Genomic DNA, 25625 nt, shown 5'->3' on the forward strand with positions numbered 1-25625 from the left:
GCACACCCGCGCGCAGGTGTTACGGTGGACTCCCGTGGATGGGGCTCTTCGAGACCCGGTTCGCACGTCGGTAAAAGGACGACCTCGGTAAACGGACGACCACGGGAGCAGGGCCTTGGCCTCTACAGCGCGCGAAACGCGGCACATTTTCGTCACCGGGGGCGTCGCCTCCTCGCTGGGCAAAGGCCTCACCGCCTCCAGCCTCGGCAACCTTCTGACCGCGCGCGGGCTCCGGGTCGTCATGCAGAAACTCGACCCGTACCTGAACGTCGACCCTGGAACGATGAACCCGTTCCAGCACGGTGAGGTCTTCGTCACCGAGGACGGCGCCGAGACCGACCTGGACGTCGGCCACTACGAGCGGTTCCTCGACCGGTCGCTGTCCGGCAAGGCCAACGTCACCACCGGCCAGGTCTACTCGGCGGTCATCGCCCGCGAGCGGCGCGGCGAGTACCTGGGCGACACCGTTCAGGTCATCCCGCACATCACCAACGAGATCAAGTCGCGGATCTTCGCGATGGCCGACCCCGACGAGTCCGGCCGCCGGCCCGACGTCGTCATCACCGAGGTCGGCGGCACCGTCGGCGACATGGAGTCGCTGCCCTTCCTCGAGGCGATCCGCCAGGTGCGCCACGAGGTCGGCCGCGACCACGTGTTCTACCTGCACGTCTCGCTGGTGCCCTACCTCGCGCCCTCCGGCGAGCTCAAGACCAAGCCGACCCAGCACTCGGTGGCGGCGCTGCGCAACATCGGCATCCAGCCCGACGCGCTGGTGTGCCGCAGCGACCGCGAGATCCCCGAGAAGCTCAAGCACAAGCTGGCGCTGTACTGCGACGTCGACCGTGAGGCCGTGGTCGCGGCGCCCGACGCGCCCAGCATCTACGACATCCCCAAGGTGCTGCACGACGAAGGGCTCGACGCGTACGTCGTACGGCGTCTGGGTCTGTCCTTCCGGGACGTGAACTGGACGCAGTGGGACGACCTGCTGCACCGGGTCCACCACCCCAAGCGCACGATCACCATCGCGCTGGTCGGCAAGTACGTCGACCTGCCCGATGCGTACCTGTCGGTCAGCGAGGCCATCCGTGCGGCCGGGTTCGCCAACAACGTCAAGGTGCAGCTGCGCTGGGTGCCCAGCGACGACTGCGAGACCACGGCGGGCGCGGCGGCGGCGCTCAAGGGCGTCGACGGCATCGTGATCCCCGGCGGGTTCGGCGTCCGCGGCATCGAAGGCAAGATCAACACTTCCCGGTACGCCCGGGAGAACCAGATCCCGATCCTCGGCATCTGCCTCGGCCTGCAATGCATGACCATCGACGCCGCCCGCCACCTGGCCGGGCTGGCCGGGGCCAACTCGCTGGAGTTCGACGAGCGTGCCCCGTACCCGGTGATCTCCACGATGGCCGACCAGGAGGACATCGTGGCAGGCAAGGGCGACATGGGCGGCACCATGCGGCTGGGCGCCTACCCGGCCGCGCTGACCGAGGGCTCGATCGTGGCCGAGGCGTACGGCTCGACCGACATCTCCGAGCGCCACCGCCACCGCTACGAGGTCAACAACGACTACCGGGACAAGCTGGCCGAGGCCGGGCTGGTCTTCTCGGGCACCTCGCCGGACGGGCGGCTCGTCGAGTTCATCGAGCTCGACCGGTCGGTGCACCCGTACTTCGTGGCGACCCAGGCCCACCCCGAGCTCAAAAGCCGGCCCACCCGCCCGCACCCGCTGTTCGACGGGCTGGCCAAGGCGGCCATCCAGTACGCGGCGGCCGACGAGCTGCCGGTGGACCCGTCGTGAGCTTCGAACACTCGGTCATGTCGCGCGTCGCCCGCTACGAAGGCCCGATCTTCAAGGTCTTCACCGACGAGGTGACGATGTCGTCGGGCAGTACCGCGCATCGCGACGTGGTGAAGAACAAGGGCGCGGTCGGGGTCGTCGCGCTCGACGAGGTCGGACGGGTCGTGCTGATCCGGCAGTACCGCCACGCGGTGGGGCAGCGGCTGTGGGAGTTGCCGGCCGGGTTGCGCGACGTCGAAGGTGAAGATCTGGCCCGTACGGCGGCACGCGAGCTCGCCGAGGAGGCGGATCTGGAGGCGGGGCAGTACCACCTGCTGATCGATTTGTTCACGTCGCCGGGATTTTCCGACGAGACGATCCGGATCTTTTTGGCCCGGGATTTGAGCTCGGTGCCGGACGAGTCGAGGTTCGAGCGTGCGGACGAGGAAGCCGACCTCGAAGTGGCGCGGATCGACCTCGACGAGGCCGTGGCGATGGTTTTCCGCGGGGAGATCACGAACGCCGCTGCCGTGGGTGGCCTGCTCGCCGCGGCTCGCGCCCGCGACGAGGGGTGGGCCACGCTGCGGCCCGCTTCCTGATCCAGCTGGCGGGTCTGCTTGCTGATCCGGCTGGCGCTTCTGCCTGCTGATTGGCCTCGGCGGTTCTGCCTGCTGATCCGGCTGAGCGCTTCTGCCTGCTGATCGGGCTCGGCGGTTCCGCACGATGATGCGGGGCCGCGGGGAGCCGCCTCGGGAATCCGCTTCCCGAGGCGGTGGAAACACGGACCGGCCGCCACCGGCCCGCGTTCATCGCCATTTATCGGCGCCACCCCCAGCCGGACGCCGATAAAGCCCCTCCCGGCCAGTGGTGTTTCCCTTCTGACGGGTCGCGTTTCCGTTGCGCCGCAACGGTTTCGACCCTCACCACTGTGGACTTACGCCGATCATGTTCCCGTGGGTTTCTGCTCCCGGCAATCTACCTTTCGGTGATGGCGGCGCCGTTTTTCAGACGGCTCGAATGCGCCTGGCGTCCGCCGTTTCCGGCCGTTCGGGGGAACCATTTCGCGCTGTTTCCCGCCGCCGATCGGGCGTTTCCCGTTCGCCCTCGCATCGCCCGCTCTCGCGCGTGCATCCCGCATCCCCCTGTCGCCTTCGGTTGTCGCCCACCCGGCGTGGCGACGCCATCGCCCCGATCCGACGGCCCGCTGGATCAGGAACCGGTACGCGGCGGTTGACGGGTCGACGATGGCCTTGGTCACGGTTCGGTGAGGCGCGTTCGGTTCCGGTGGGTCGGGGTGGGCTGTCGGACTCGTCCGGATCGGTGCATTGGGACTAATTTCCAAGATTTTCTAGCAGGGTTCTGACCTGCGGATATGCCGTTGTTACGGGGCGATTTCCGGGCCGGGGGGCGTGGGGCGGTTGAACCGGGCGGCCCTCGGGACCCGTACTGGCCCGCAGCACCGGTGACATCGACGTCCAAACGACGAGGAGTGGTCATGAGGTCCCGCAAGTACCGACGTCCCAGCGAGGGAAACCGGCGGAAGACGATCGGCGCGATCGCAGTGGCCGGCGTGGTCGTTGCCCTGGGCGTGACCGGCGTCCAACTGGCCTCGGCCAGCACCGAGACCAAAGCCGTGGACCTGGTGACCGTCGACGGCCAGCAGTTCGACGTGTCCAACTGCGCCGACGTGCAGGTCAACGCGGGCGCGGTCGTCTGCGACGGCGAAGAGCTGGCGCCGGTCGAGCAGCAGGCCCCCGGCGATGCGGCCGCAGCCTCGGCGGCGGCGCTGGAGGCGGCCTGCGACACGTTCGCGGCCGACGTGGCAGCGGTCGAGAACGGCGCGGGCGAGGAAGCCGGTGCGGGCGAGGAAGCCGGTGCTGGTGAGGAAGCGGGAGCCGGCGAGGAAGCGGCAGCCGGTTCCAAGGCGGCCAAGGCCAAGAACAAGGCGCTGGCCAAGAAGTACGTCAAGGCCCTGAAGGCGCGTGCCGCCGAGAAGGCGGGCGAGGCCGGTAAGGGCAAAGCCGGTGGGAAGGGCGAGGAGGCCGGTAAGGGCAAGGAAGCCGGCCAGGGTGAAGAGGCCGGTGCCGGCGAGGAAGCGGGCGAGGACGCCGGCGCTGGTGACGCCGCTGCCGACGCGGCTGCTCGGGCCGTGACTTCCGCCCAGCAGAGCTTCCTGCAGGCGTGCCTGGCTCTGGCCGACGCCAAGGCGGTCGTGGCCGGCGCCGGTGGCGACGCCGGTCAGGGTGAGGACGCGGGTGCCGGCGAGGACGCGGGTGCCGGTGAGGAAGCCGGTCAAGGCGAGGAAGCCGGCGCCGGCGAAGAGGCCGGGGCGGGCGACGAAGCAGGCGCGGGCAACGAGTCCGGCGCCGAGGGCGCGGCCACCAAGTCCAAGAAGTAGACGAGTCGCGGAAGCGGTCACCTCGTCCGGAAGGTAGGCGAGTCGCGGAAGCGGTCACCACGTCCGAGAGGTAGACGGGGCCGAGGGCGCGGTGACCACGTCCGACAAGTAGACGGCTCGGGGCCCAGGGCGGTCACCCCGTCCAGGAAACAGGCCCGGCAAAGACGGCGGCGGTGTGGGGACGATCCCGGCCCACACCGCCGCTTCTTTGTGTCCGCCGCAGTCTGTCCGTCCCGCACGGCGTCCTTCACACGGGGGAGTTGGTCGCTGCCGGGCTTCAGCGCGAGCGGCCCACTTCCGGGCCCGGTGCGGCGTGCCGGGAAGAGCGGCGTACCGGTCGGTGAGTTTGAGGAGACGGGACGCGGGTGACGGCGTGCGCCGGCACCCGCGTACGGGGTCAGGCCTTGGTGATTTTGACGTTGTCGACGGCCGCCTCCACGAGCGACGCCGTGGACAGGTCGGCGGCCTCCACGCTCAGGCGGATCGTCTGGCCGGCGAACGAGGACAGGTTGACCGAGCCGGTGGCCCAGGCGGCGGCCCGGTTGGAAGCGGCTCCGGCCTGGCTGAACACCGTGGTCGTGGTGCTGCCCGAGATCACCTGGATGCGGAAGTAGTCGGCGCTGGTCGCGTTGTTCAGGTGCGACAGATACCAGTTGAAGCTGAGCGTCAGCGTGCCCGTGGGCAGCGCGATCGTGGGGGAGACGATGGTCGTGGCGCCGCCGTCCACGTCGTTGGCCCCGGCGCTCGAGCCGGCGACGGCCCCGGTGACCAGGTCGTACGTGCCGCCGGCGGCGTCGCCGAGCTGGGTGGCGACGCCGGAGCTGGTGGCGGCCGGGTCGCCGCGCTCGAACCGGCCCGACGTGGCGGTGTCGGAGGCGCCCGCCGTCCAGCCGGTCGCGGTCTCGAAGTCGTCGGAGTAGACGGTCGTTCCGGGCGGCGTGGTGGTGCCGCCGTCGGCGAGCGTCCACACCGCGTACGCGATGGCGTCCGAGTTACGGTCCAGCGCGGTGTCGTTGATGTTCGCGGTGGTGTCGCACGACGCGTGGTAGCAGGGGTCGAACGTGGACGCGGTTCCACCCCACAGCTGCACCTGCGCGGCGGTCTTGCGGCCCTCGGCGCCGGTGAAGATGCCGCCTGCCGGGATGCCGTTGGCGATGAACGGGCCGTAGTCGCTGCGGCCGTCGAAGTCGGTTCCCCGGGTGGGCACGCCGATCGACGTGAAGTAGTCGGCCAGCGTCTGCTCGATCTGCGCGGAACCGGCCGGACCGGGGCCTGCGCCGGTGCCGTCGGAGTTGTCGCCGTCGTACAGGAAATAGCCGGGGTTGGGCGAACCGACCATGTCGAAGTTCAGGTACCCGGTGATTTCACGTTTCTGCGCGGTTGTCAGCGAATTCACGTACGCCGTCGAGCCGCGCAGGCCGAGTTCCTCGGCGCCCCACCAGCCGAAGCGCAGGTGCCGGTCGGGCTGGAAACCGGTGCGCGCGACGGCCAGGGCGACCTCGAGGTTGGCCATCGAGCCGGAGCCGTTGTCGTTGATGCCCGGCCCGGCCGTGACGCTGTCGAGGTGCGCGCCGATCATCAGGGTGTCCGAGGTGTCGCCGCCCGGCCAGTCCGCGATCAGGTTGTAGCCGGTCGCGCCGTTGTAGGTGAACGACTGCTGCCGCGTGGTGTAGCCGGCCGCGTCGAGCAGGTTCTTCACGTACGTGACCGAGGCCAGATAGCCGGGACGGCCGTGCGCGCGGTTGCCACCGTTGGCCGTGGCGATGCTCTGCAACTGCGTGAGGTGCGCCTTGACGTTGGCCGGCGGAATGTCGGGGGCGGCCACGGCAGCGAGAGCGGCGGGGGCGGTGCCGGCGGGCTGGGCTTGGGCCGGGGCGGTGGCCGGCCCCAACGCCAGAGCGGCGACGCCGAGGACAAGGGGTGCTCGCACGAAGGTCCTCCGTGGGCTCGGGGGAACCACCCCCGGACGCGGAGGCGGTGTGCCCGCGAGCATGTCAGCGCGGAGGACTCATGCACTCATCCCAATCAATACATATCAAGGAACGTTCAAGGCCGAACCGCGGATGTACGCCTCTTCGCCGCCACCAACCGTGGGGCATGGCTGGAACGTCAGGCCGGGGGTGTGACGGTTTTCGGGGTGGGGCCGAAGGGGCCGGTCAGAGCGGCCCACTGGAGCAACATGATGGTTTTGGCGTCGGCGATGCGGCCGTCGGCGATGGCGGTCAGGGCGTCGTCGAAGTCGAGTTCGACGGGTTCGATGTCCTCGCCCTCGGAGGCCACGCCCCCGCCGGGGCCGGTGCGGTCGGCGGCGGTGTAGGGCGCGGCGTAGAAGTGCAGGCGTTCGGTGACCGAGCCGGGGCTCATCCAGACGCCGAAGACGTGTTCGAGCTCGCCGACCGTGATGCCGAGTTCTTCCGAGGTCTCGCGGCGGATCGCGCCGGCCGGGTCGTCGTCGTCGAGCAGGCCGGCGGCGGTTTCGATCAGCATGCCGTCGGGGTGGCCGTTCACGTAGGCCGGGTAGCGGAACTGCCGGGTCAGCAGCACCGTGCGGCGGGACACGTCGTACAGCAGGATCGTCGCGCCGTCGCCGCGGTCGTACGTCTCGCGCTGCTCGGTGGTCCAGCGGCCGTCGCGGTGGCGGTAGTCGTACGTCGTACGGCGAAGGACGTGCCACGCCGTCGCGAGCAGCTCGACGTCGCGGATCACCACGTCGGGGTTGCCGGTGAGGTCGCGGCCGGCCTGGTCGAGGCGGGTGCGGCCGCGGTGGTCGGGCAGGTCGAGGCCGGGGGTGCCGAGGTCGGTCATGGCGCGTACGCTAACCCAGGAAACACGCAACAGTCGACAACAATGAGGAGAAACACGCAGTGCTGCCCGCCGAGCGTCGCGACTTCCTGCTCGAGCGGCTGCGGGCCGAGGGCAAGCTCGTGGTCACCGACATCGCCTTCGAGCTGGGCATCGCCGAGGACAACATCCGCCGTGACCTGCGCGATCTCGCCGCCGCCGGGCTGCTGCAGCGGGTGTACGGGGGAGCGTTGCCCCCGGCTCCGGCCGCCGCCGACTACGCGACACGTACGCAGGTCTCGCCCGACAGCAAGCGCCGGGTCGCCGCCGCGGCCGCCGCCCTGATCCGGCCGGGCGCGACGGTTCTGCTCGACGGGGGCACGACCGCGCTGGCCGTGGTCAACGCGCTGCCGCCCGAGCTGGAGGCCACGATCGTCACCCACAGCGTCACCGTCGCCGCCGCGCTGGTCGGCCATCCGAGCGCCGAGGTGATCGTGCTCGGCGGCCGGCTGTTCAAGCACTCGGCCGTGGCCTCGGGCGCGATCACGGCCGAGGCGGCCCGCACGGTGCACGCCGACCTGTTCCTGCTCGGTGTCACCGGGGTGCACCGCAAAGCGGGCCTGACCACCGGCGACCCCGACGAGGCGGCGATGAAACGCACGCTGGCGAGCCGGGCCGCCGAGACCTACGTGATGGCCAGCGCCGAAAAGATCAACACCGCTTCCCCGTACGTGGTGATGCCGCTGACCGAGGTGAGCGGCGTGATCACCGACGCGCCCGGCCTCGACGACCTCGGCGTCCCGATCATCCGCGCGCCCTGAGCCGTGCCCCGGCGCGGGCCGCACGACAGCGGTCGCGCGGCGCTCGGCCGGTCTACCGTTGGGGTCATGAAGCAGTTCCGTCGTGATGCCGGGCCGGGCGTCTCCGCGTACGGGCTGGAAGTGCTGCAGGCGGAGGTCGCGCGCCTCGCCGCGCTCATCGGGGCGGAGCAGCCGGCCGTGCTGGGTTTCGAGCCCGGCGACTCCCACCCGTACGTGGAGATCGACTCCGACGGCGTCTACCACTGGAAACGGGCGGCGCCCGAAACCGACCGCGCCACCCCCGCGCGCGACGACGTCCTGTACTGGTCGTTCGAAGCCGTGACGCGCGCGATCGCGGGGCACGACGACGATCGGCAGCTCGACCTGTTGCGCACGCTCGACCCGCGCTGGGCCGAGCGTCGCGCCCGCGAACAGGCCTGATCAGCTCAACCCGCGCTCGCGGGCCAGACGCTCCACCGCCTCCTTCGCCTCGGCCAGACCTGCCCCCGTACGCTCGCGGTAGATCTTGATCGCGTGGATCTTCTCGCCCTTCATGAGGTGGGACAGCACCTCCGGGTCGGCGGCGTCCACCGGCTCTTCGATGCCGAGGTGCTTCATGACCATGTCGAGTTTGCGTTCGACCGCCGCCAGCCGCGCAGCCTCGCGGCTCGTGCGCTGGGAACGGCTCGCGGTCGCGAACAGGGTCAGGCCCACGGTGGCGAGGGCGATCACGACGACGTAGACAACTTCCATACGATCATCGAATCAGCTGCCCGCCACCGGTGTCTTCAGGGATTCCACGCACGAGCGCAGCAGCCGGCGCATCTGGTCCTGTTCGGCGGCCGACATCCCGGCGAGCATGGTGTCCTCGACCGCCCGGACGGCCCCGCTGGCCGTGGCGAGCTGCCGGCGGCCCTTGGCGGTCAGCGTGGTCGGCAGCACCCGCCCCGAGGGAGCGCGCTCGGGCCTGGCGACCAGGCCGTCGCGTTCGAGCGCCTGCAGCAGCACGTTCATCGACTGCCGGGTGACGAACGTGCCGCGCGCCAGCTCGGAGTTTGACAACCCCGGCCGCTGGGAGAGCAGTTCCAGGCACGAGTAATGCGTGATCGTCATGCCGAGCGGGCGCAGCACCGCCTCCATCGCGGTGTGCAGGGCGCTCGCGGCCATCTTCAGCAGGTAACCCACCGACGTGTCCAGCTCGACTTGACTCATGTCAGCATACTGACATACTCTTGCTCATGTCAGTCAACTGACATATCGACACAGGGAGTCATCATGGCAGTCATCGGACCCGACTTCGTCTCGCTGCAGGTGCGCGACATCGAACGTTCCGCCGCCTTCTACGAGCAGCACCTCGGGTTGACGCGCCGGCCCGGCCCGCCGCACGCCGTCGTCTTCGACACCAAACCCATAGCGTTCGCCGTACGGTCCTACGTCGCCGGCCCGATCACGGAGCCCGGCCGCGGCGTCGCGTTGTGGCTGCACGCGCCCGACGCCCAGCAGATCCACGACGCGCTGGCCGCCGCGGGCGTGCCGATCGTCTCGGCGCCCGTCGACGGCCCGTTCGGCCGCACGTTCACGTTCGCCGACCCCGACGGCTACGAAGTGACACTGCATGACCGGGCCTGAGCGTTTCTGGGTCAGCACGGTCAGCCTCGACCACGTGGAAACGGCCGCCGCCGGCGGTTTCACGCAGGCCGACCACGGCGCGAACACCCGCCTGTCCCGACTGCGCCCCGGCGACTCCCTCGTCTTCTATTCGCCCCGCACGACGATGCTCGGCGGCGATCCCGTACGGCGGTTCACCGCCCTCGCCGTCGTCACGGGTTCGTCGCCGTACCGGGATCCGGTCAGCCACCATTGGCGCCTGAGCTGCACGTTCACGCCGTCCGCGCCGGTTGAGGTCAAGCCGCTGGCCGCCGAGCTGTCGTTCATCCCGGACGCCGCCCACTGGGGCCTGCCGTTTCGCCGCGGCCTGTTCCCCATCCCGGAGGCCGACTACCGCATCATCGCCGGCCACATGACCGGATCATTGAGGGCCACATGACCGGGCGTCCGCCGCACGGGTGAACCGCCCGGACGGCCAGGCGGTTCGGCGGATGATCGCGTCGGCGGTGCGCTCGGTGAGGCCCGGCGCGAAGAACGGGTAGTGGCCTGTCCCGGGCGCGATCTCCGGGCGGGCGCCGGGGATATGGGCCCGCAAGTGCCTCGCCGTGAGCCGGGGGCAGAGGGTCGTCGCTGTTCAGGACTCGCCAGGTTCCGACGTCGGCGTCCGTACGATGCTGTGGCGTCGTACGGGGTGCCTTCGCCGGCCGCCGCCGGGAAGCGGACATTCCAGACATTGAACGGGGTAGTCTTCGTCCGGGGCGGGTCCGGCGAGGGACGGACCGGCCTGGGACGTCACTCAGCGTTGAGAAAGGACGGTGTCGGCTCGATGAAGGTCGGCATTCCCAGCGAGGTCAAGAACAACGAATTCCGGGTGGCCATCACCCCTGCCGGGGTCTACGAGTTCCGCCGGGCCGGGCACGACGTGTTCGTGCAGGCGGGCGCGGGCGCCGGCTCGTCGATAACCGACGGTGACTACGTGGCCGCCGGCGCGACCATCCTGCCCGGCGCGGACGACGTCTGGGGCACGGCCGACCTGATCCTCAAGGTCAAGGAGCCGATCGCCCAGGAATACCCGCACATGCGGCCCGGCCAGGTGCTCTTCACCTATCTGCACCTCGCGGCGTCCAAGGAGTGCACCGACGCGCTGCTGGACCGCAAGGTCACCGGCATCGCGTACGAGACGGTCGAGCTGCCCGACCGCTCGCTGCCGCTGCTCGCCCCGATGAGCGAGGTCGCCGGCCGGCTCGCGCCGCAGGTGGGGGCATACCACATGATGCGTCCCGGCGGCGGGCGCGGCGTGCTCATGGGCGGTGTGCCGGGCGTCTACGCGGCCAAGGTCGTGGTCATCGGCGCCGGGGTGTCCGGCATGAACGCGGCCGCCATCGCGCTCGGCATGCAGGCCGAGATCCTGGTGCTCGACCGCAACATCGCCCGGCTGCGCGCCGCCGACGCCGACTACCGGGGACACCTGCAGACCGTGGCCTCCAACGCGTACGAGATCGAGAAGGCCGTGCTCGACGCCGACCTGGTCATCGGTGCGGTGCTGATCCCCGGCGCGAAGGCCCCCAACCTGGTCTCGAACGAGCTGGTGTCGCGGATGAAACCGGGCAGCGTGCTCGTCGACATCTCGATCGACCAGGGCGGCTGCTTCGAGGACTCGCGGCCCACCACCCACGCCGACCCCGTCTACAAGGTGCACAACTCGCTGTTCTACTGCGTCGCCAACATGCCGGGGGCGGTGCCGCACACGAGCACCTACGCGCTGACCAACGTCACCCTGCCGTACGCTCTGGAACTGGCCAACCGGGGCTGGCGCGACGCGCTCAAGGCCGACCGCGCGCTGGCCCTGGGCCTGAACACCCACGACGGGCACGTCACGTACGGGCCGGTCGCGGAGGCTCACGGCATGACGGCACTCGACCTGGCAGAGGCGCTGAGCTGACCCGGGGCGGAAACCGAGAGAACCGGGGAGACTGACGGTGCAGCGCGCGATCACGGCCTATCTCGACCACCTGACCGTCGAGCGTGGGCTGTCGCGCAACACGCTGACCTCGTACCGGCGTGATCTGGAGCGATACGCGCAGGCGCTCGCCGCGGAGGGGATCGACGATCTCGCCGCGGTGAGCTCCGGCCGGGTCACCGCGCACCTGGCCGGCCTGCGCGCCGACGGGTTGTCCGCCTCGACCGCGGCAAGAGCCATCAGCGCCGTACGGGGCCTGCACAAGTTCGCCGCCCGCGAAGGGCTCGTCGCCGCCGACGTGGCCGCCGAGGTGCGCCCGCCCGCCCCGGCCAAACGCCTGCCCAAGGCCCTCGACGTCGACCAGGTGACCCGGCTGCTCGACGTGCCCGCCGACTCCGCGCTGGGCCTGCGCGACAAGGCGCTGCTGGAGTTCCTGTACGGGACCGGCGCGCGCATCTCCGAGGCGGTCGGCGCGGCTGTGGACGATCTCGAGCTGGGTGACGAGCCCGCGGCGGTGCTGCACGGCAAGGGCGGCCGCACGCGGCTGGTGCCGATCGGCGGGTTCGCGAAGTCGGCGTTGGAGGCTTACCTCGTACGGGGAAGGCCTGGTCTTGCCTCGAACGGGACGGGAACTCCCGCTGTCTTCCTCAACGCGCGCGGCGGACGGTTGTCGCGGCAGAGCGCGTGGGCCATTCTGCGCCGTGCCGCCGAGGCCGCCGGGCTGCCGGTCGAGGGACCGCACGCGGTGAGCCCGCACACGTTGCGACACTCCTATGCGACCCACCTGCTCGACGGCGGGGCCGACGTCCGGGTCGTGCAGGAACTGCTCGGGCACGCGTCGGTCACCACGACGCAGGTGTACACGCTGGTCACCGTGGATCGACTTCGTGAGGTGTACGCGACCGCACACCCCCGGGCTCGTTAGAGACTGGGCACCCATAGATGGCGACACGCCGACAACTCACCCGGGGAACGACGGCGGTCGTGGCGTAGAGTCGGGCATCGGCTCCGGCTGCGCGAGTCGGAAGGGGGCGAGGGTCATGGCGGGCAACGCGGATCGGGCGGAGGCCTGGACCTCTGCGCTCCGGGAGCAGCAGGGTTCCATGGACCTGGGCGCTGACCTGGGACCGGCCGACCCGACGGCGTACACGATGCGCCGTCCCATCCCCGAGCCGATGCCGACCGACCGGCACGGACCGGCGCGCATCATCGCCCTGGCCAACCAGAAGGGCGGGGTCGGCAAGACCACCACCACGATCAACCTGGGCGCCGCCCTGGCCGAGTACGGCCGCAAGGTGCTGCTGGTCGACTTCGACCCTCAGGGCGCCTGCTCGGTCGGGCTGGGCGTCAACCCGCACAACCTCGACCTGAGCATCTACAACCTGCTCATGCAGGACGACGTCACCGCCGAGGACGTCATCATCAAGACCGACGTGGCCGGGCTGCACCTGCTGCCGGCCAACATCGACCTGTCAGCGGCCGAGATCCAGCTGGTCAACGAGGTCGCCCGCGAGATGGCCCTGGCCCGCGTGCTGCGCTCGGTCCGCAAGGAATACGACTTCATCCTGATCGACTGCCAGCCCTCGCTGGGCCTGCTGGCGATCAACGCCCTCACCATCGCGCACGGCGTGCTGATCCCGCTCGAGTGCGAGTTCTTCTCGCTTCGCGGTGTCGCCCTGCTGCTCGACACGATCGACAAGGTGCGCGAGCGGCTCAACTTCGACCTCGAGCTCGAGGGCATCCTCGCCACCATGTACGACTCGCGCACCACCCACTGCCGCCAGGTGCTGCAGCGTGTGGTCGAGGCGTTCGGCGACAAGGTCTACCAGACCGTCATCACCAAGACCGTCAAGTTCCCCGAGTCCACCGTGGCCGGCTCGCCGATCACGACCCTTGACCCGGCTTCCTCGGGCGCCCGCAACTACCGGCAGCTCGCCCGCGAGGTCATCGCCGCCAAGGCTGAGCGCGGCTGACAGCGCAATTCGCGCCTTAGGAGAACAGTGCTGTTCGCTCTTGGCGAGCCGGTGGCGTTCGTTGCGCTGGTGCTCTCGTTCCTGCTCGCGATCGTGCTGCGCGCCGTCGCCATCCGGGTGACCGCGCGTGCCGTCGGGCTGGCCGACCGCCGTGACTCGATCGCCCCGCGCCTGCGCGAAGACGTCGACCCGTTCGGCGGGGTCGCGGCCGCGATCGGCGGCATGGGCTGGGGCAAGATGCTCACCGTCGACGACGTGCCCCGCTACCAGGGCCGCGGAAAGGCCATCGCGGTGTTCGCGGCCGGGCCGATCGTCTGCATCGTCCTGTCGCAACTGCTTCTGCTCGGGTACGCGCTGACGTACCCGAACAATGTGCTGTCGATAATCGGACCGGCCGACGTACTGCTCGGCATCGGCCTGCCGACAGCGCATCAGGTGTGGCTGTCGATCGCGGTCGGGCTGCTCTGCTTCGGCATCCTTGCCCTGATCCCCGTCCCGCCACTGGACGGCTTCGGCATTCTCTACTCCGCCGTCACCAAGCCTGGCCAGGCACTTCAGTGGATGCGGCTGTGGTTCGAGGACAAGAACATCGGCGTCCTCGTGCTGCTGGTCCTGTGCATCTTCCCGCTCGGGATGCCGTTCCTGATGCAGATCCTGAACGCGCTGGGGCTGGTGTTCGTCCGCGTCTGGGGGTGACCCCTAAGCCCCGGATTCGTGCCGTCAGGGAGAAACCTGGAGGCGATCTGTGGCGCGGTAGGCGCACTCTGAACGCATCAGTTCATTCGCTTCGTTCGTTCCGCTACCGGAGATGATCGAGATGCGCAGCCAATTGCTCGCCGCCCGCGCCGCCGCCCTGTTCGCCAGCGACCTCCCGGCCGGGTCCCGGCCCAGCGCCACTGTCGTGGAAGCTGCCATCGCCCGGTCCGTTCGCAGCTGCGGCGGCACCCGGGGGTGTGCGGCCGCTCTCGCCGCCGCGTACGGCGACTACCCGGAGACCGCTGTGGCCCGCATGCGGTGGGCGCGCAGTGTGGTTCAGGGTGTTTATGAACCGTCGCTTTCGCCTTCGCCGGGCATGGCGCTGGCCGCTTGACTTGCCGGGGGTCACGCCCTGGCGGCGCGGCCCCCGGGCCGGTCGACGTGCGCCTCTCGGCGGCGTCTGGTGGTGAGCCGGGCGCTTCTGTGTCAGCAGCGGCTCTCGGTTTGCTGCGCTTTGGCGGTTTGCTGCGCTTTGCCGGTTCGGGGCGCTTTGCCGGCTCGGGACGCTTTGCCGGTCAGCGGCGCTTCTCCGGTCAGCGCGGAGTGATCACGGCGATCGGGAACTTCCGGTCGGTCTTGGTCTCGTAGTCGGCCGCGTCGGGCCAGTAGGCGCGCCAGATGCCGTAGAGCCGCTCCCAGTCGTCGTCGCGGCCCGCGCGTACGACCCGGTGGTCGGCCTTGAGCGTCTCGGCGCCCAGCTCGATGGTCACCGGCCCGTCGAGCGCCTCGAGGTTGGCGACCCACTGCGGCTCGGCCGGCGCGCCGCCCGCGCTGCCACAGAGCAGGTAGGAGTCGCCGTCGGGCGCCGCGACCAGCGGGTTGACCGTGACCTTGCCGGTCTTGCGGCCCGGCGTGTGCAGCAGCAGGGTGGTCTTGCCCTCCCAGTGGCCGCCGAGCACGCCGTTCTTGGCGCGGAAGTCGTCGATGACGGTGTCGTTGAACGAAGCCATGCGCCCAAGATTAGTTGACAACGAAAATTGTCCTCCATGGACTGTGCGCAGTGTCGCTGTGCCAACATCTCAGCATGGCGGACACCGGCAAGGTCGACTTCAAGAAGACGCTTGCGGTCTACCGCGCCCGCCGCGGGTTCCAGGTCGTGGACGTGCCCGACCTGCAATACCTGATGATCGACGGGCACGGGGATCCGAACACCGCGGTGTTCACCGAGGCCGTCGAGGCGCTCTACCCGCTGGCGTACAAGCTCAAATTCGCCAGCAAGAAGACCCTCGGACGCGATTACGTGGTCATGCCGCTCGAAGGCCTGTGGTGGGCCGGCGACATGGACGCCTTCACCGCCGCCCGCGACAAGTCGCGGTGGGACTGGACGCTGATGATCATGGTGCCCGACTGGATCACGCCGCGGATGTTCGCCGAGGTGGCGCCGGCCGGGTCACGGGTCCGCCTCGAGACGCTGGCCGAGGGCCGATGCGTGCAGACGTTGCACGTCGGCTCCTACGACGACGAAGCCGGGGTGCTCGCCGAGATGCACTCGAGCTTCATACCGTCGCGCGGCTTCACGATGGTGGGCAAGCACCACGAGATCTACCTCAGCGATCGCCGCAAAACCGAACCTTCCCGACTTCGTACGATCCTCCGGCAGCCCGTACGCGAATGATCGCCGGCCGGCGGCGGGGATCGTGCCGCTGGATGACCCGCGGCGTCCAGGGTGTTCCCGCCCTGGCGATGCTGACCTCGAGGACACAGCCCCCGGCCGTTCGGTGAGGACCGATATGTACCCGTTCGGGGGCAGTGACCGGACGGTGGGTCGGGCGTTGATCTTCAGAGGGATGGGAGTGACCTGTGAGGCGGGAGCAGGTTGTCGGAGCCGTGGTCTACGGTCAGTTCGTGCCTGAAGAGTCGACCCATCCGTCCGTGCCTGACGCGCCGCCCGTCCCGGTTCCGGGGGCGCCGGTTGCCGGCGGTGCGGCGCATGCCAACGACGCCGCAGTGCACGGCGGCTCGGGTGATGGCGGCTCGGGTGACGGCGGCTTCGGCGACGGCGGCTCGGGTGACGGCGGCGATGTGGCCGGGGCCGGCGTGGCGGTCGCTGCCGACGGGGTGACCGTTGACGCCGAGGGCAACCCGGTTGACGAGAGCAAGTTCCTCGTACGGCTGGACAACTTCACCGGGCCGTTCGATCTGCTGCTGCAACTGATCGGGAAGCACAAGCTCGACGTCACCGAGGTCGCGCTGCACCAGGTGACCGACGACTTCATCGCGTACATCCGGGCCATGGGCGACGACTGGGATCTCGGTGAGGCCAGCGAGTTCCTGCTGGTCGCGGCCACGCTGCTCGACCTCAAGGCGGCCCGCCTGCTGCCCGCGGCCGACGTCGAGGACGAGGAAGACCTGGCCCTGCTCGAGGCCCGTGACCTGCTCTTTGCGCGTCTGCTGCAGTACAAGGCGTACAAGGAGGCCGCGGCTCACATCATGGAGCTCGAGGTCAACGGCATGCGGCGCTGGCCTCGCATGGTGTCGATGGAACCGCGGTATGCCGAGGCGCTGCCCGACCTGGTGCTGGGCGTCGGGCCGGAGCGGCTGTTCAAGCTGGCCCTCAAGCAGTTCACCCCGAAACCGGGGCCGCCGCAGGTGTCGATCGCGCACATCCACCAGGTGCGGGTCAGTGTTCGTGAGCATGCGGCCCTGCTGCGCGACCGGTTGCGCCGTGCCGGGCAGGCGACGTTCACGCTGCTGGTTGCGGACTGTGACAACACGCTGGAGGTGGTGGCCCGCTTCCTGGCGTTGCTGGAGCTCTATCGCGAGGGGTTGATCGACTTCGAGCAACCGGTGTCGCTGGATGAGCTGACCGTGCGCTGGATCGGCGGGGACGCCCCGGACGCCGAGCTCGACATCGACGACTACGAGGGGACGAAGCCGGAGGTCGACACGGCGGCGTCCGAACCTGGGGAAGAAGGGGCCGCTGCCTCGGAGCCGGGCGCTGACGACCCCGTCGCCGCGGGTCGGGACGACTCCGCTGACGATCTCTACGAGGACGACGACGACGATTCGGACCTCGACGCGTTTGACGTGGCCCCGATCGAGGAGGAGCCGCCTGGCCTCGGTGCTCGCGGCGGGACGGCCGACGGAAGCCTGGATGACTCCGACGATGCCGGTGTGGCTGGCCGCGGCGGGATTGCGGACGACTCCGATGGCGTCGGCGCGGATGCTCACAGCGAGGCGGCTGACGATGTCGATGGCGGCGGCGAGGTGGCCGACGATCTGGACGGCGCCGGCGTCGGCGTGGGTGGCGGTGAGGCGGTTGTCGGTCTGGGCGGTGCGGGGGTGGACGGCGACGGCGGTGAGGCGGTTGTCGGTCTGGGCGGTGCGCGGGTGGACGGCGACGGCGGTGAGGCGGTTGTCGGCCTGGGCGGTGCGCGGGTGGACGGCGACGGCGGTGAGGCGGTTGTCGATCTGGGCGGCGCGGGCGTGGATGGCGAGCGGGGTGAGCAAGGCTCCGAGCTCAGCGCAGCCGAGCGGCGGGTCGATGAGGATGCAGCGCGGTCCGCGGGGGTTGAGAGCGTTGCGCCCGGCTTGAGTGGGGAAGCGCCAGAATCGGCTGTTCCGGGGCGGGAGCTGGGGTCTGACCGGCTTGACGAGCGTGATGATCTTGGTGGGGTAGACGACGACGCGGAGGAACGATCGTGAGCAGCGACGAGCGGCAGGACTCGCTGGCGGCGCAGGCGGCGGCCTGGGTGCCGCCGTGGGAACGTGCCCCGCGGCGCCCGGATCGGGAGTTCCAGGAGCGGGTCGAAGCCGAGGCGGGCGAGCAGGCGTCCGAACCCGAGGAGGGGGAGGAACTCAGTCAGGCGGGGCTTTCCGAGGACGACGACGACTTCGATCCTGCGTTCGAGGGGCCCAACCCCCGTACGCGGGAAGCCGAGGGGGACGAGTCGGCAGAAACGCCTGCGGTTGGGCTCGACGACGCTGCTGCAGTTTCGACCGTGGGGCAGTTGTCGGACCCGGGCGTTGAGGAACCGGCGTTGGGTGAGCTGGGGGATGAGTCGGCGGGCGTCGACGCGCCGAGCGAGCCTGGGGACGAGTCGGCGGGGGTCGACGCGCCGGCCGGGGTGCCGGGGCGGGAGGGCATCGAGACGCCTCCGGGGGCGGAGATGCCGTTGCCGGAGCCGATCGAGGAAGCGGCGGAGGCGGCCGACGCGGATGAGCCGGGTACGCCGGTGGACGCGCCGCTGCCTGCTGAGGGGGACGACGCGGCGGACGTGTTCGACTCGGCGGCCGATGACGACGTGAGCGATGACGGCGAGATGGATTTGCTGTTCGCCGACGAGGTGCCGCCGCCGAACAGCGCCGCTGACAATGTCGCGGGCAGGACAGGTCACGCGGCCGGCCGTGGGCAAAGCGAGCGGGCCGGGGGTGACCGTGCTGAGGGCGACCGGGCCGAGAGCGACCGCGCTGAGAGCGACCGGGCCGAGAGCGACCGCGCTGAGAGCGACCGCGCTGAGAGCGACCGCGCTGAGAGCGACCGCGCTGAGAGCGACCGCGCTGAGAGCGACCGCGCTGAGAGCGACCGCGCTGAGAGCGACCGCGCTGAGAGCGACCGTGCTGGGAGCGAGCGGGCCGAGGGCGACCGTGCTGGGAGCGAGCGGGCCGAGGGCGACCGTGCTGAGAGCGACCGGGCCGGGGGTGACCGTGCTGAGAGCGACCGGGCCGAGGGAGCCGACGCTCGGGGCGACCGGCTCGAGGGCGCCGGAGGTGAGGGCGGCGCGGACGAGGCTGCGGTTGTTGACGCGGCCGCGGCGGGGGCCAGGGCGGCTGCTGAGGGCGAGGGCGAGCCGGTCAAGAGGTCCAAGGGGGCGAAGGCCCGGGCGGTGCCGGGGCAGAAGCGGCGTGCCGGGGAGCCCCTCGGGACGGGGGATGAGTCGTCACCGCGTACGGGGAACGCTGACGTTGATCTTCCGGGGTTGACCGACGACGCGGAGCTGGCGGGGGCTCTGGAGGCGATCATGCTGGTCGTCGACGAGCCGGTCGGGGAGTTGCAGCTGGCGCAGATCCTGGAGCAGCCGACCGAGCGGATCGCGGCGATGTTGGACAACCTGTCGGCGCGGTACACGGCGGCGGGGCACGGGTTCGACCTTCGGCGGGTCGCGGGCGGGTGGCGTCTGTACACGCGGCCGGAATACGCGGCGTACGTGGAAAGGTTTGTCCTCGACGGGCAGTCTGTGCGGCTGACCCAGGCGGCACTGGAGACACTGGCTGTGGTCGCCTACAAACAGCCGGTGACGCGTTCGCGGATCAGCGCCATCCGCGGTGTGAACTGCGACGGGGTCATGCGTACGCTTGCTACTCGCGGCCTGATCGAGGAATGCGGCACCGAGAGCGAAACCGGGGCACACCTGTATCGCACGACGGGGCTGTTCCTCGAGAAGCTCGGCCTCAACTCGGTCGACCAGCTGCCGCCGCTCGCCCCATTTTTGCCCGACGACGTGGAAGAAGTGCTCGATGCCACAGGCTGACACCGCCGAACGCCTCCAGAAAGTCCTGGCGGCGGCCGGTGTTGGATCCCGGCGCGCCTGCGAAGACCTGATCTTCCGCCGGCGCGTCACGGTCAACGGCAAGGTCGCCAAGCTCGGTGACAAGGTCGATCCCGACACCGCGGAGATCCTCGTCGACGGGCAGCGGGTGATCACCAACAAGAAGCTCGTCTACCTGGCGCTGAACAAGCCGCGCGGCGTCGTCTCCTCGCTCGACGACGAGAAGGGCCGCACCGAGCTGGCGGATTTCGTCGGCCAGTTCGACGTGCGGCTGCACCACGTGGGCCGGCTCGACGCCGACTCCGAGGGCCTGCTGCTGATCACCAACGACGGCGAGCTCACCAACAAGCTCACCCACCCGCGGTACGAGATCCAGAAGACGTACGTGGCCGAGGTCGTCAACGGCCCGCTGCCGCGCAATGTCGGCCGGCAACTGCTCGCCGGTGTCGAACTCGAGGACGGCCCGGCCAAGGCCGACGGGTTCAAGCTGCTGGGCGCGCTCGGCAAGACCGCGCAGGTCGAGATCGTGCTGCACGAGGGCCGCAAGCACATCGTGCGCCGCATGATGGAGGAGGTCGGGCACCCGGTGACCCGCCTGATCCGTACGGCGGTCGGCCCGGTGCGCCTCGGCGACCTTCGTCCGGGCGGGTTCCGGCACCTGTCCCAGGCGGAGGTCGCGGCGCTGTTCAAGGCGGCCGGCAGCTGACGTTCGCGGCATTGATGCCGGGGCATGCGATCTGTCTCCAGTGGAAAGGACGGATCGCATGGTCACCAATTCCCCGGCAGCTGTTCGGGGTGTTCCAGGCATCGGTGCTGCACAACATCGTGCATCTGCTGTTCGGCATCGTGGGTCTGGCGCTGGCCCGTACGGTGTCCGGCGCGCGCGCCTACCTGATCGGTGGCGGTGCCGTTTACCTGGTGCTCTGGCTCTACGGCCTGGTTGTGGCACAGGACTCAAGCGCCAACTTCGTGCCGGTGAACACCGCCGACGACTGGCTGCACCTCGGGCTGGGCGTCGGGATGATCGCTCTCGGGTTCCTGCTGTCGCGCCGGGACCGGGCTGCCGTCACTGGCCGGTGAGCAGCAACAGGCCCAGGGCTTCCACGCCCCGGGCCTGATTGTGTCCAGCTCACTCGGGCCGGTAGCCGGGTGAGTCGCCGGCCACGTCACGGGTGTTGTAGCCGGCGCGGTGGACCTCTGAGGGCTGCGAGCCCTCGTCACGATTGCCGCGCTTGTCCTCCGGCGCGAGATCGCCCTGGTCGTCCACAGGCTGCTCGATCGAGTGGCCGGGCGGCCGCAGGGATGCCGCGTACGCGGTGGTGCCGTCGGGTTCATCAGTCATCCCGTACGGGTTCCCGGGGCTTTGCCGGGCAAACAGGCATGCTCGTCCGTTCGCCGGGAAAGCGGACGTCGTGAACGCTGTCGCCGCTTCGAGTGAATGGATCGCGCCGGACGGGGTGCGGCAGCCGGGCGGGGAGGTGCACGCCTGGCGCCAGGGCACCAACCAGACGGTGTGCGGGCTGCAGCTGAGCCGCACCCGGTTGCGGCGGTTCCCGCATGTGCCGTTCGACTTCCGCGCCACCGACATGGTCACCCCGGAAGATCAGGTACGGCACATCTGCCCGCGCTGCGTGGCGGCCACTTCGAAGCGCGGGCAGTCGAAGAGCTGGACCCGGGTGTCGCCCAGACCGTGATCACCAGCTTGCCGACGGTGTGCTCCCGGGGAAAGCCGGTGAGAGCCTGAACGGCCTGCTACGGGATCGGCGGGTTGGCGAGGGTGCAGCTTTCGGGTCGGCTACGGCCGGAGGGTGCCCGGCCGCTGCCGCATCCCGCGCCCGGTGCCGGGTCCGCGGCTGAATCCGAACTTGAGTTGCCACGGGACGACTCCTGCGTAACCACCGGGAACATCCCGTGGTCGCGCTACGGCCTTTCGTGGCGATCAGCTTGCGTTGCGCCTCGGGTTGATGATGGTGCTTCTGCTGCGCCCGACGTGGCGTACGGGAAAGGGGGTTTTTACTCGATGCTGCTCAGCGCCTTGATCACCGGGGCGTAGAGGCGGGTTTTGATGGTTTCGAGTGTGGGGCCGGCCTTGGCGATGTGGGTGGCGGCCAGCTCGATGGCGGCGCTCAGCAGCTCGGACTCGGGGAGGGCCCGGTCGACGATCTGGCGTTCGGCTGCCTCGGCGCCGCCGAAGCGACGGGCCAGGATCATGGCCTCGTGCGCGGCCTGCGGGGTCAGGCGCGACTGGATGAGAGCGGACATTCCGGGGGTGAACGGGATGTTGATGTCGGCTTCGGGCAAGCACCAGAAGCCGCGGTCGGCGCGCATGAGGCGCACGTCGTGGGCGAGCGAGAGCATGGCGCCGGCGGCGAACGTGTGGCCCTGCAGGGCGGCGACCGTGACGAGTGGCAAGGTCAACACGCGGGTGAGCAGGGCCTGGACGCGTACGCCGTAGTCGGTGAACCGCTCGGGATGCTCCATCAGCCACTCGAGGTCGAGGCCGTTGGACCAGAACTTGCCGGTGGCCTTTGTGACGAGAGCGCGAGGTTCGTCGTTTTTCTCGACCTCGTCGAGAAGGGACTCGAGCTCGGTCAACCAGTCGGGGTGGAACCGGTTCTCGCTGTCGCCGAGATCGAGGACGTAGACCGCATCGTGGCGTTCGAGTGCAGGCATGGCAGCTCCTCCGAGGTTACTAGCCGGTAACATACCCTAGTTCGTCGCTCCGCGGCAGGGCGGGCACAATGGGAGGGTTGGTCGGGCAGGCAAACCTTGGAGGAACGGTGGCGGAAGAAGCACGGCCGGAAAAGTGCGTGGTCGCGGTCGACGGCCCCTCCGGTTCCGGCAAGTCCACCGTTTCCCGGCGGCTGGCCACCAGGGTCGACGGCGTCTACCTCGACACCGGCGCCATGTACCGGGCCGTGACCTGGGCCGTTCTGCAGGCCGGCGTCGACCTCAACGACCCGGACGCCATCGCGAAGATCGCGCTCGAGACCGAGCTGTCGATCGGCACCGACCCGGCGGCGCCGCACTTCGCGGCCAACGGCACCAACGTCGACGAGCCCATCCGCGGCGTCGAGGTCACCCAGGCCGTGTCGGCCGTCGCCGCCGTGCCCGCCGTCCGCAAGCACCTCGTGGCCCTACAGCAGGCGATCATCGCCGGGCAGCCGCGCATCATCGTCGAGGGCCGCGACATCGCCACCGTCGTCGCCCCCGACGCCGACCTCAAGGTCTACCTGACCGCCTCCTCGGCCGCGCGCGCTCAGCGCCGCAGCGCCGAGGACGCCTCCGACGTGAAGGCGACCGAGGCCGACCTGGCCCGGCGCGACAAGCTCGACTCGACGCGTAAGGCCGACCCGCTGAAGCTCGCCGACGACGCCATCGAGGTCGACACGACCGGCATCGGCATCGACGAGGTCGTCACCTACGTTTTGAATCTTTTGAACAGCAAGGTGAAGTCGTGAGTGAAGTCCCTTCGGCCGTTCTGTCCGAGGACTCCGATGCCGGCCCGGCCCCCGTCGTAGCCGTCGTCGGCCGCCCCAACGTGGGCAAATCCACCCTGGTCAACCGCATCATCGGCCGCCGTCAGGCCGTCGTGGAGGATGTCCCCGGCGTCACCCGCGACCGGGTGCCGTACGACGCGCAGTGGAACGGTCGCCGCTTCACGGTGGTCGACACCGGCGGCTGGGAACCCGACGCTCGCGACAGGGCGGCGGCGATTGCCGCTCAGGCTGAGATCGCTGTGCAGACCGCTGACGTGGTCGTGTTCGTCGTCGACGTGTCCGTGGGCGCGACCGATGTCGACGAGGCCGCGGTGAAGATGCTGCGCCGGTCGCACAAACCGGTCATTCTGGTCGCGAACAAGGCTGACAACAACGCGCTCGAGCTTGAGGCTGTTTCGCTGTGGTCGTTGGGGCTGGGGGAACCGCACCCGATCTCGGCTCTGCACGGCCGGGGTTCCGGTGACCTGCTGGACGACATCCTCGACGCGCTTCCCGAACCTCCCCCGATCGTGGAGGGCGGGCCTCGCGGGCCGCGGCGGGTTGCGCTGGTCGGGCGGCCCAACGTGGGCAAGTCGTCGCTGCTCAACCGGGTGTCCAAGGAGGAGCGGGCGGTCGTCGACTCCGTTGCGGGCACGACCGTTGACCCTGTCGACAGCCTCGTGGAGATGGACGGGGAGCTGTGGCAGTTCGTCGACACCGCCGGGCTTCGCAAGAGGGTCAATCAGGCTTCCGGTACGGAGTACTACGCGTCCCTGCGTACGGCGGGTGCTGTCGAAGCGGCCGAGGTTGCGGTAGTGCTGCTGGACTCCGCCGAACCCATCTCCGAGCAGGACCAGCGGGTGCTGACCCAGGTCGTCGAGGCCGGCAAGGCGCTGGTGATCGCCTTCAACAAGTGGGACCTGGTGGATGCGGATCGCCGGTTCTACCTCGACAAGGAGATCGACCGCGAACTCAAGCGGATCCCGTGGGCAGTGCGAGTCAACATCTCGGCGAAAACGGGGCGGGCTGTCGACAAGCTGGCTCCTGCCCTTCGCCGCGCTCTGGCTTCCTGGGAGCAGCGGGTTCCCACCGGTGCCCTCAACCAGTGGCTGACCGCTTTGACCCAGGCCACCCCCCATCCCGTACGGGGTGGACGTGCGCCCCGCATCTTGTTCGCCACTCAGGCCGGCGTGGCGCCGCCTCGGTTCGTGCTCTTCACTACCGGGCCGCTGGACGCCGGCTACCAGCGGTTTGTCGAGCGCAAGCTGCGCGAGGAGTTCGGTTTCGAGGGGTCACCGATCGAGGTGTCCGTGAAGCCGCGCAAGAAGACGGGGCCGGGGGGTCGGGGCAAGGCCCACGGGTAGGGCTTGCTAAGCTTTCAGAGTTGCCGCGCGGTGCTCAGCCGGGCGGCGGCGGGCTGTAGCGCAGCTTGGTAGCGCACTTGACTGGGGGTCAAGGGGTCGCAGGTTCAAATCCTGTCAGCCCGACGTTGTGAAAGGCCAGCTCAGCTGGCCTTTTTCATTTCCCGCCGTGAATGCCTCCGGATCTTCGCGACACGCATTTTTGCCCGAACGCGCGTACGGTTTACCGAATCGTCGTTGATCGCGTCCCTCCTGCCGGCCTATGGGGGAGTGCAGCGTCCGGTCTCCACGTGAGCGCGTGCATCCCGGCAGTGGCGTTGACCAGGCATTCCCTCCCGTGATCCGTCGGCAACCGGTGTGTGGCTGCGACCTCCGGTATCACTGTCATTCGATGTCCACTCAGGATGATCAGGACACATCAATGACACGAACGCGCGTACGGTGATCTTGGCCTGGCTGCCCGGGTGCAGTCCGTAGCCAGTGGGCACGAATGCCTGCCTGTTGCCTACCAGTGGGCTGCGTTCAGGCCACCGGCATCTGTCTCGGTCCTCGTGTCGGCGGCTCGAACCGCGCCCCGGCATGGTGCAGATCGCCCGTGCGGTTGTCCTGACCATGACTTCATGATCCTGTGCGGTGGCGGGCCTCGGAAGTGGTCTGCGGTGGTCTCCGGTGGTCCCGGGACCCTCGCCGTTGCGGCGGCTGAACGCCATCCAGCCGTTGGCGATGCTGGCGTTGGTGCTGTGGGGCGTGAACCAGGTGGCGGGTGGCGGGAGGGCGAGCCGGACCGGCGCCCGAAAGGCGCCGGCTACAAAAGGGCGATGTCAAGGCCGGTGGTCCCGTCGTCTGTCGCTGGGATGGCGGCATCCGACCAACGGGCGCCGTTACGTCCTCACGCCTACGCTGATCATCCGCGACAGCGTCGCGCCGCAGCCATCACCGGAGAACTCGTAGCCAAGTCAAAATTACCCAGGCGACCTGGTCGACCGACACATCCACCCCGGACCGACGCAATGCTGCTTCGAGGCGGTATGGATGCACTTTCCAGCGTCCGAGCCGCCTCGTCCGCCTCCTCGCGGATTCGATGATCGCGGCCGTGACTTCCGAGGAGGGCGGCTCGGCCATCGCGTCGGCCAACTCCCGCATGGTCGGCAGCGGCAGGCCGAGGTGTACCAGTTTTCCGGTCTCGTCGTCGTAAACCATGCGCACCCCCTTTCTCGACGCTAGGAACCGCCGTGGGTGCGGGTCT

General features: G+C 69.7%; 25 protein-coding genes, 1 tRNA gene and 3 pseudogenes. 21 read left to right on the forward strand and 8 right to left on the reverse strand.

Annotation, left to right across the window (positions count from 1 at the left end):
• Window positions 1-115 precede the first annotated feature (115 nt).
• The 3 genes from pyrG to C8E87_RS27305 all read left to right on the forward strand — a co-directional run bounded on the left by pyrG (window position 116) and on the right by C8E87_RS27305 (window position 4172).
• Window positions 116-1795: a CTP synthase gene (pyrG, locus tag C8E87_RS27295; protein ID WP_133875736.1), complete on the forward strand. Its 1680-nt coding sequence runs from the start codon at window positions 116-118 to the stop codon at window positions 1793-1795.
• A gap of 17 nt (window positions 1796-1812) precedes the next feature.
• Window positions 1813-2373: an NUDIX domain-containing protein gene (locus C8E87_RS27300; protein WP_133877110.1), complete on the forward strand. Its 561-nt coding sequence runs from the start codon at window positions 1813-1815 to the stop codon at window positions 2371-2373.
• An 896-nt stretch (window positions 2374-3269) separates the two neighbouring features.
• On the forward strand, window positions 3270-4172 hold the full coding sequence (locus tag C8E87_RS27305) for a hypothetical protein (RefSeq protein WP_239080355.1): 903 nt from the start codon (window positions 3270-3272) through the stop codon (window positions 4170-4172).
• Between the two features lie 397 nt (window positions 4173-4569).
• Here the strand turns inward: C8E87_RS27305 and C8E87_RS27310 are convergent, their stop codons facing one another.
• Both C8E87_RS27310 and C8E87_RS27315 read right to left on the reverse strand, forming a co-directional pair.
• On the reverse strand, window positions 4570-6102 hold the full coding sequence (locus tag C8E87_RS27310) for a M28 family metallopeptidase (RefSeq protein ID WP_438866153.1): 1533 nt from the start codon (window positions 6100-6102) through the stop codon (window positions 4570-4572).
• Window positions 6103-6281: 179 nt separating this feature from the next.
• Entirely contained in the window at window positions 6282-6977 is a 696-nt protein-coding gene (locus C8E87_RS27315; RefSeq protein WP_133875739.1) for an NUDIX domain-containing protein, read from the reverse strand.
• A gap of 59 nt (window positions 6978-7036) precedes the next feature.
• On the opposite strand from C8E87_RS27315, the gene C8E87_RS27320 reads away from it, so the two are divergent.
• Both C8E87_RS27320 and C8E87_RS27325 read left to right on the forward strand, forming a co-directional pair.
• Window positions 7037-7774, forward strand: coding sequence for a DeoR/GlpR family DNA-binding transcription regulator (locus C8E87_RS27320; protein WP_133875740.1), 738 nt, complete (start codon window positions 7037-7039; stop codon window positions 7772-7774).
• A gap of 66 nt (window positions 7775-7840) precedes the next feature.
• Window positions 7841-8194 carry a hypothetical protein gene (locus tag C8E87_RS27325; RefSeq protein WP_133875741.1) on the forward strand — a complete coding sequence of 118 codons (354 nt, stop codon included), beginning with the start codon at window positions 7841-7843 and terminating at the stop codon, window positions 8192-8194.
• Here C8E87_RS27325 and C8E87_RS27330 read toward each other — a convergent pair whose 3' ends face one another.
• Entirely contained in the window at window positions 8195-8506 is a 312-nt protein-coding gene (locus C8E87_RS27330) for a ribosomal protein L7/L12 (RefSeq protein WP_133875742.1), read from the reverse strand.
• Window positions 8507-8518: 12 nt separating this feature from the next.
• Entirely contained in the window at window positions 8519-8965 is a 447-nt protein-coding gene (locus tag C8E87_RS27335) for a MarR family winged helix-turn-helix transcriptional regulator (RefSeq protein ID WP_133875743.1), read from the reverse strand.
• Between the two features lie 63 nt (window positions 8966-9028).
• On the opposite strand from C8E87_RS27335, the gene C8E87_RS27340 reads away from it, so the two are divergent.
• From C8E87_RS27340 to C8E87_RS27375, 7 genes are all read left to right on the forward strand, one after another.
• A complete protein-coding gene (locus tag C8E87_RS27340; RefSeq protein WP_133875744.1) occupies window positions 9029-9382 on the forward strand; it encodes a VOC family protein in 354 nt (117 codons plus the stop codon).
• A complete protein-coding gene (locus tag C8E87_RS27345) occupies window positions 9369-9800 on the forward strand; it encodes an EVE domain-containing protein (RefSeq protein WP_133875745.1) in 432 nt (143 codons plus the stop codon). The genes C8E87_RS27340 and C8E87_RS27345 overlap by 14 nt, the downstream gene beginning before the upstream one ends.
• Window positions 9801-10187: 387 nt before the next feature.
• Window positions 10188-11303: an alanine dehydrogenase gene (gene ald, locus C8E87_RS27355; protein WP_133875746.1), complete on the forward strand. Its 1116-nt coding sequence runs from the start codon at window positions 10188-10190 to the stop codon at window positions 11301-11303.
• 37 nt (window positions 11304-11340) lie between these two features.
• On the forward strand, window positions 11341-12246 hold the full coding sequence (locus C8E87_RS27360; protein WP_239080354.1) for a site-specific tyrosine recombinase XerD: 906 nt from the start codon (window positions 11341-11343) through the stop codon (window positions 12244-12246).
• Window positions 12247-12361: 115 nt separating this feature from the next.
• On the forward strand, window positions 12362-13294 hold the full coding sequence (locus C8E87_RS27365) for a ParA family protein (protein WP_133875748.1): 933 nt from the start codon (window positions 12362-12364) through the stop codon (window positions 13292-13294).
• A 27-nt stretch (window positions 13295-13321) separates the two neighbouring features.
• Window positions 13322-13990 carry a M50 family metallopeptidase gene (locus tag C8E87_RS27370; RefSeq protein ID WP_133875749.1) on the forward strand — a complete coding sequence of 223 codons (669 nt, stop codon included), beginning with the start codon at window positions 13322-13324 and terminating at the stop codon, window positions 13988-13990.
• Window positions 13991-14102: 112 nt separating this feature from the next.
• Window positions 14103-14384, forward strand: coding sequence for a hypothetical protein (locus tag C8E87_RS27375; RefSeq protein WP_239080353.1), 282 nt, complete (start codon window positions 14103-14105; stop codon window positions 14382-14384).
• Window positions 14385-14583: 199 nt separating this feature from the next.
• Here the strand turns inward: C8E87_RS27375 and C8E87_RS27380 are convergent, their stop codons facing one another.
• The gene (locus C8E87_RS27380) at window positions 14584-15000 is read right to left on the reverse strand and encodes a nitroreductase/quinone reductase family protein (protein ID WP_133875750.1); all 417 of its coding nucleotides are present in this window, start codon (window positions 14998-15000) and stop codon (window positions 14584-14586) included.
• A 74-nt stretch (window positions 15001-15074) separates the two neighbouring features.
• Here C8E87_RS27380 and C8E87_RS27385 point away from each other — a divergent pair, with 74 nt between their 5' ends.
• The 5 genes and pseudogenes from C8E87_RS27385 to C8E87_RS27405 form a co-directional block, all read left to right on the forward strand.
• Window positions 15075-15665 carry a GyrI-like domain-containing protein gene (locus tag C8E87_RS27385; protein ID WP_133875751.1) on the forward strand — a complete coding sequence of 197 codons (591 nt, stop codon included), beginning with the start codon at window positions 15075-15077 and terminating at the stop codon, window positions 15663-15665.
• A gap of 422 nt (window positions 15666-16087) precedes the next feature.
• A pseudogene (locus C8E87_RS27390) lies at window positions 16088-17023 on the forward strand (segregation and condensation protein A); the annotation flags it as partial.
• 1949 nt (window positions 17024-18972) lie between these two features.
• A pseudogene (scpB, locus tag C8E87_RS27395) lies at window positions 18973-19521 on the forward strand (SMC-Scp complex subunit ScpB); the annotation flags it as partial.
• On the forward strand, window positions 19508-20245 hold the full coding sequence (locus C8E87_RS27400) for a pseudouridine synthase (RefSeq protein WP_133875752.1): 738 nt from the start codon (window positions 19508-19510) through the stop codon (window positions 20243-20245). The pseudogene scpB and the gene C8E87_RS27400, both read left to right, overlap by 14 nt.
• Before the next feature lie 77 nt (window positions 20246-20322).
• Window positions 20323-20619 (forward strand): annotated as a pseudogene (locus tag C8E87_RS27405) (DUF4383 domain-containing protein); the annotation flags it as partial.
• Between the two features lie 49 nt (window positions 20620-20668).
• Here the strand turns inward: C8E87_RS27405 and C8E87_RS27410 are convergent.
• On the reverse strand, window positions 20669-20881 hold the full coding sequence (locus C8E87_RS27410; protein WP_133875754.1) for a hypothetical protein: 213 nt from the start codon (window positions 20879-20881) through the stop codon (window positions 20669-20671).
• A gap of 70 nt (window positions 20882-20951) precedes the next feature.
• On the opposite strand from C8E87_RS27410, the gene C8E87_RS27415 reads away from it, so the two are divergent.
• Window positions 20952-21233, forward strand: a complete 282-nt coding sequence (locus tag C8E87_RS27415) for a hypothetical protein (protein WP_133875755.1) — start codon at window positions 20952-20954, stop codon at window positions 21231-21233.
• 319 nt (window positions 21234-21552) lie between these two features.
• Here C8E87_RS27415 and C8E87_RS27420 read toward each other — a convergent pair whose 3' ends face one another.
• A complete protein-coding gene (locus C8E87_RS27420) occupies window positions 21553-22212 on the reverse strand; it encodes an enoyl-CoA hydratase/isomerase family protein (RefSeq protein ID WP_133875756.1) in 660 nt (219 codons plus the stop codon).
• A 107-nt stretch (window positions 22213-22319) separates the two neighbouring features.
• Between C8E87_RS27420 and cmk the strand changes: the two genes are divergently transcribed.
• The 3 genes from cmk (at window position 22320) to C8E87_RS27435 (ending at window position 24505) form a co-directional block, all read left to right on the forward strand.
• On the forward strand, window positions 22320-23000 hold the full coding sequence (gene cmk, locus C8E87_RS27425; protein ID WP_239080344.1) for a (d)CMP kinase: 681 nt from the start codon (window positions 22320-22322) through the stop codon (window positions 22998-23000).
• Entirely contained in the window at window positions 22997-24382 is a 1386-nt protein-coding gene (der, locus tag C8E87_RS27430; RefSeq protein WP_239080343.1) for a ribosome biogenesis GTPase Der, read from the forward strand. The genes cmk and der overlap by 4 nt, the downstream gene beginning before the upstream one ends.
• A gap of 49 nt (window positions 24383-24431) precedes the next feature.
• Window positions 24432-24505 (forward strand) — tRNA-Pro (locus C8E87_RS27435).
• 807 nt (window positions 24506-25312) lie between these two features.
• Here C8E87_RS27435 and C8E87_RS27440 read toward each other — a convergent pair.
• The gene (locus C8E87_RS27440) at window positions 25313-25579 is read right to left on the reverse strand and encodes a hypothetical protein (RefSeq protein WP_133875758.1); all 267 of its coding nucleotides are present in this window, start codon (window positions 25577-25579) and stop codon (window positions 25313-25315) included.
• Window positions 25580-25625: the final 46 nt, after the last annotated feature.

This window comes from Paractinoplanes brasiliensis (genome assembly GCF_004362215.1).
In the GTDB taxonomy this organism is placed as follows: domain Bacteria; phylum Actinomycetota; class Actinomycetes; order Mycobacteriales; family Micromonosporaceae; genus Actinoplanes; species Actinoplanes brasiliensis.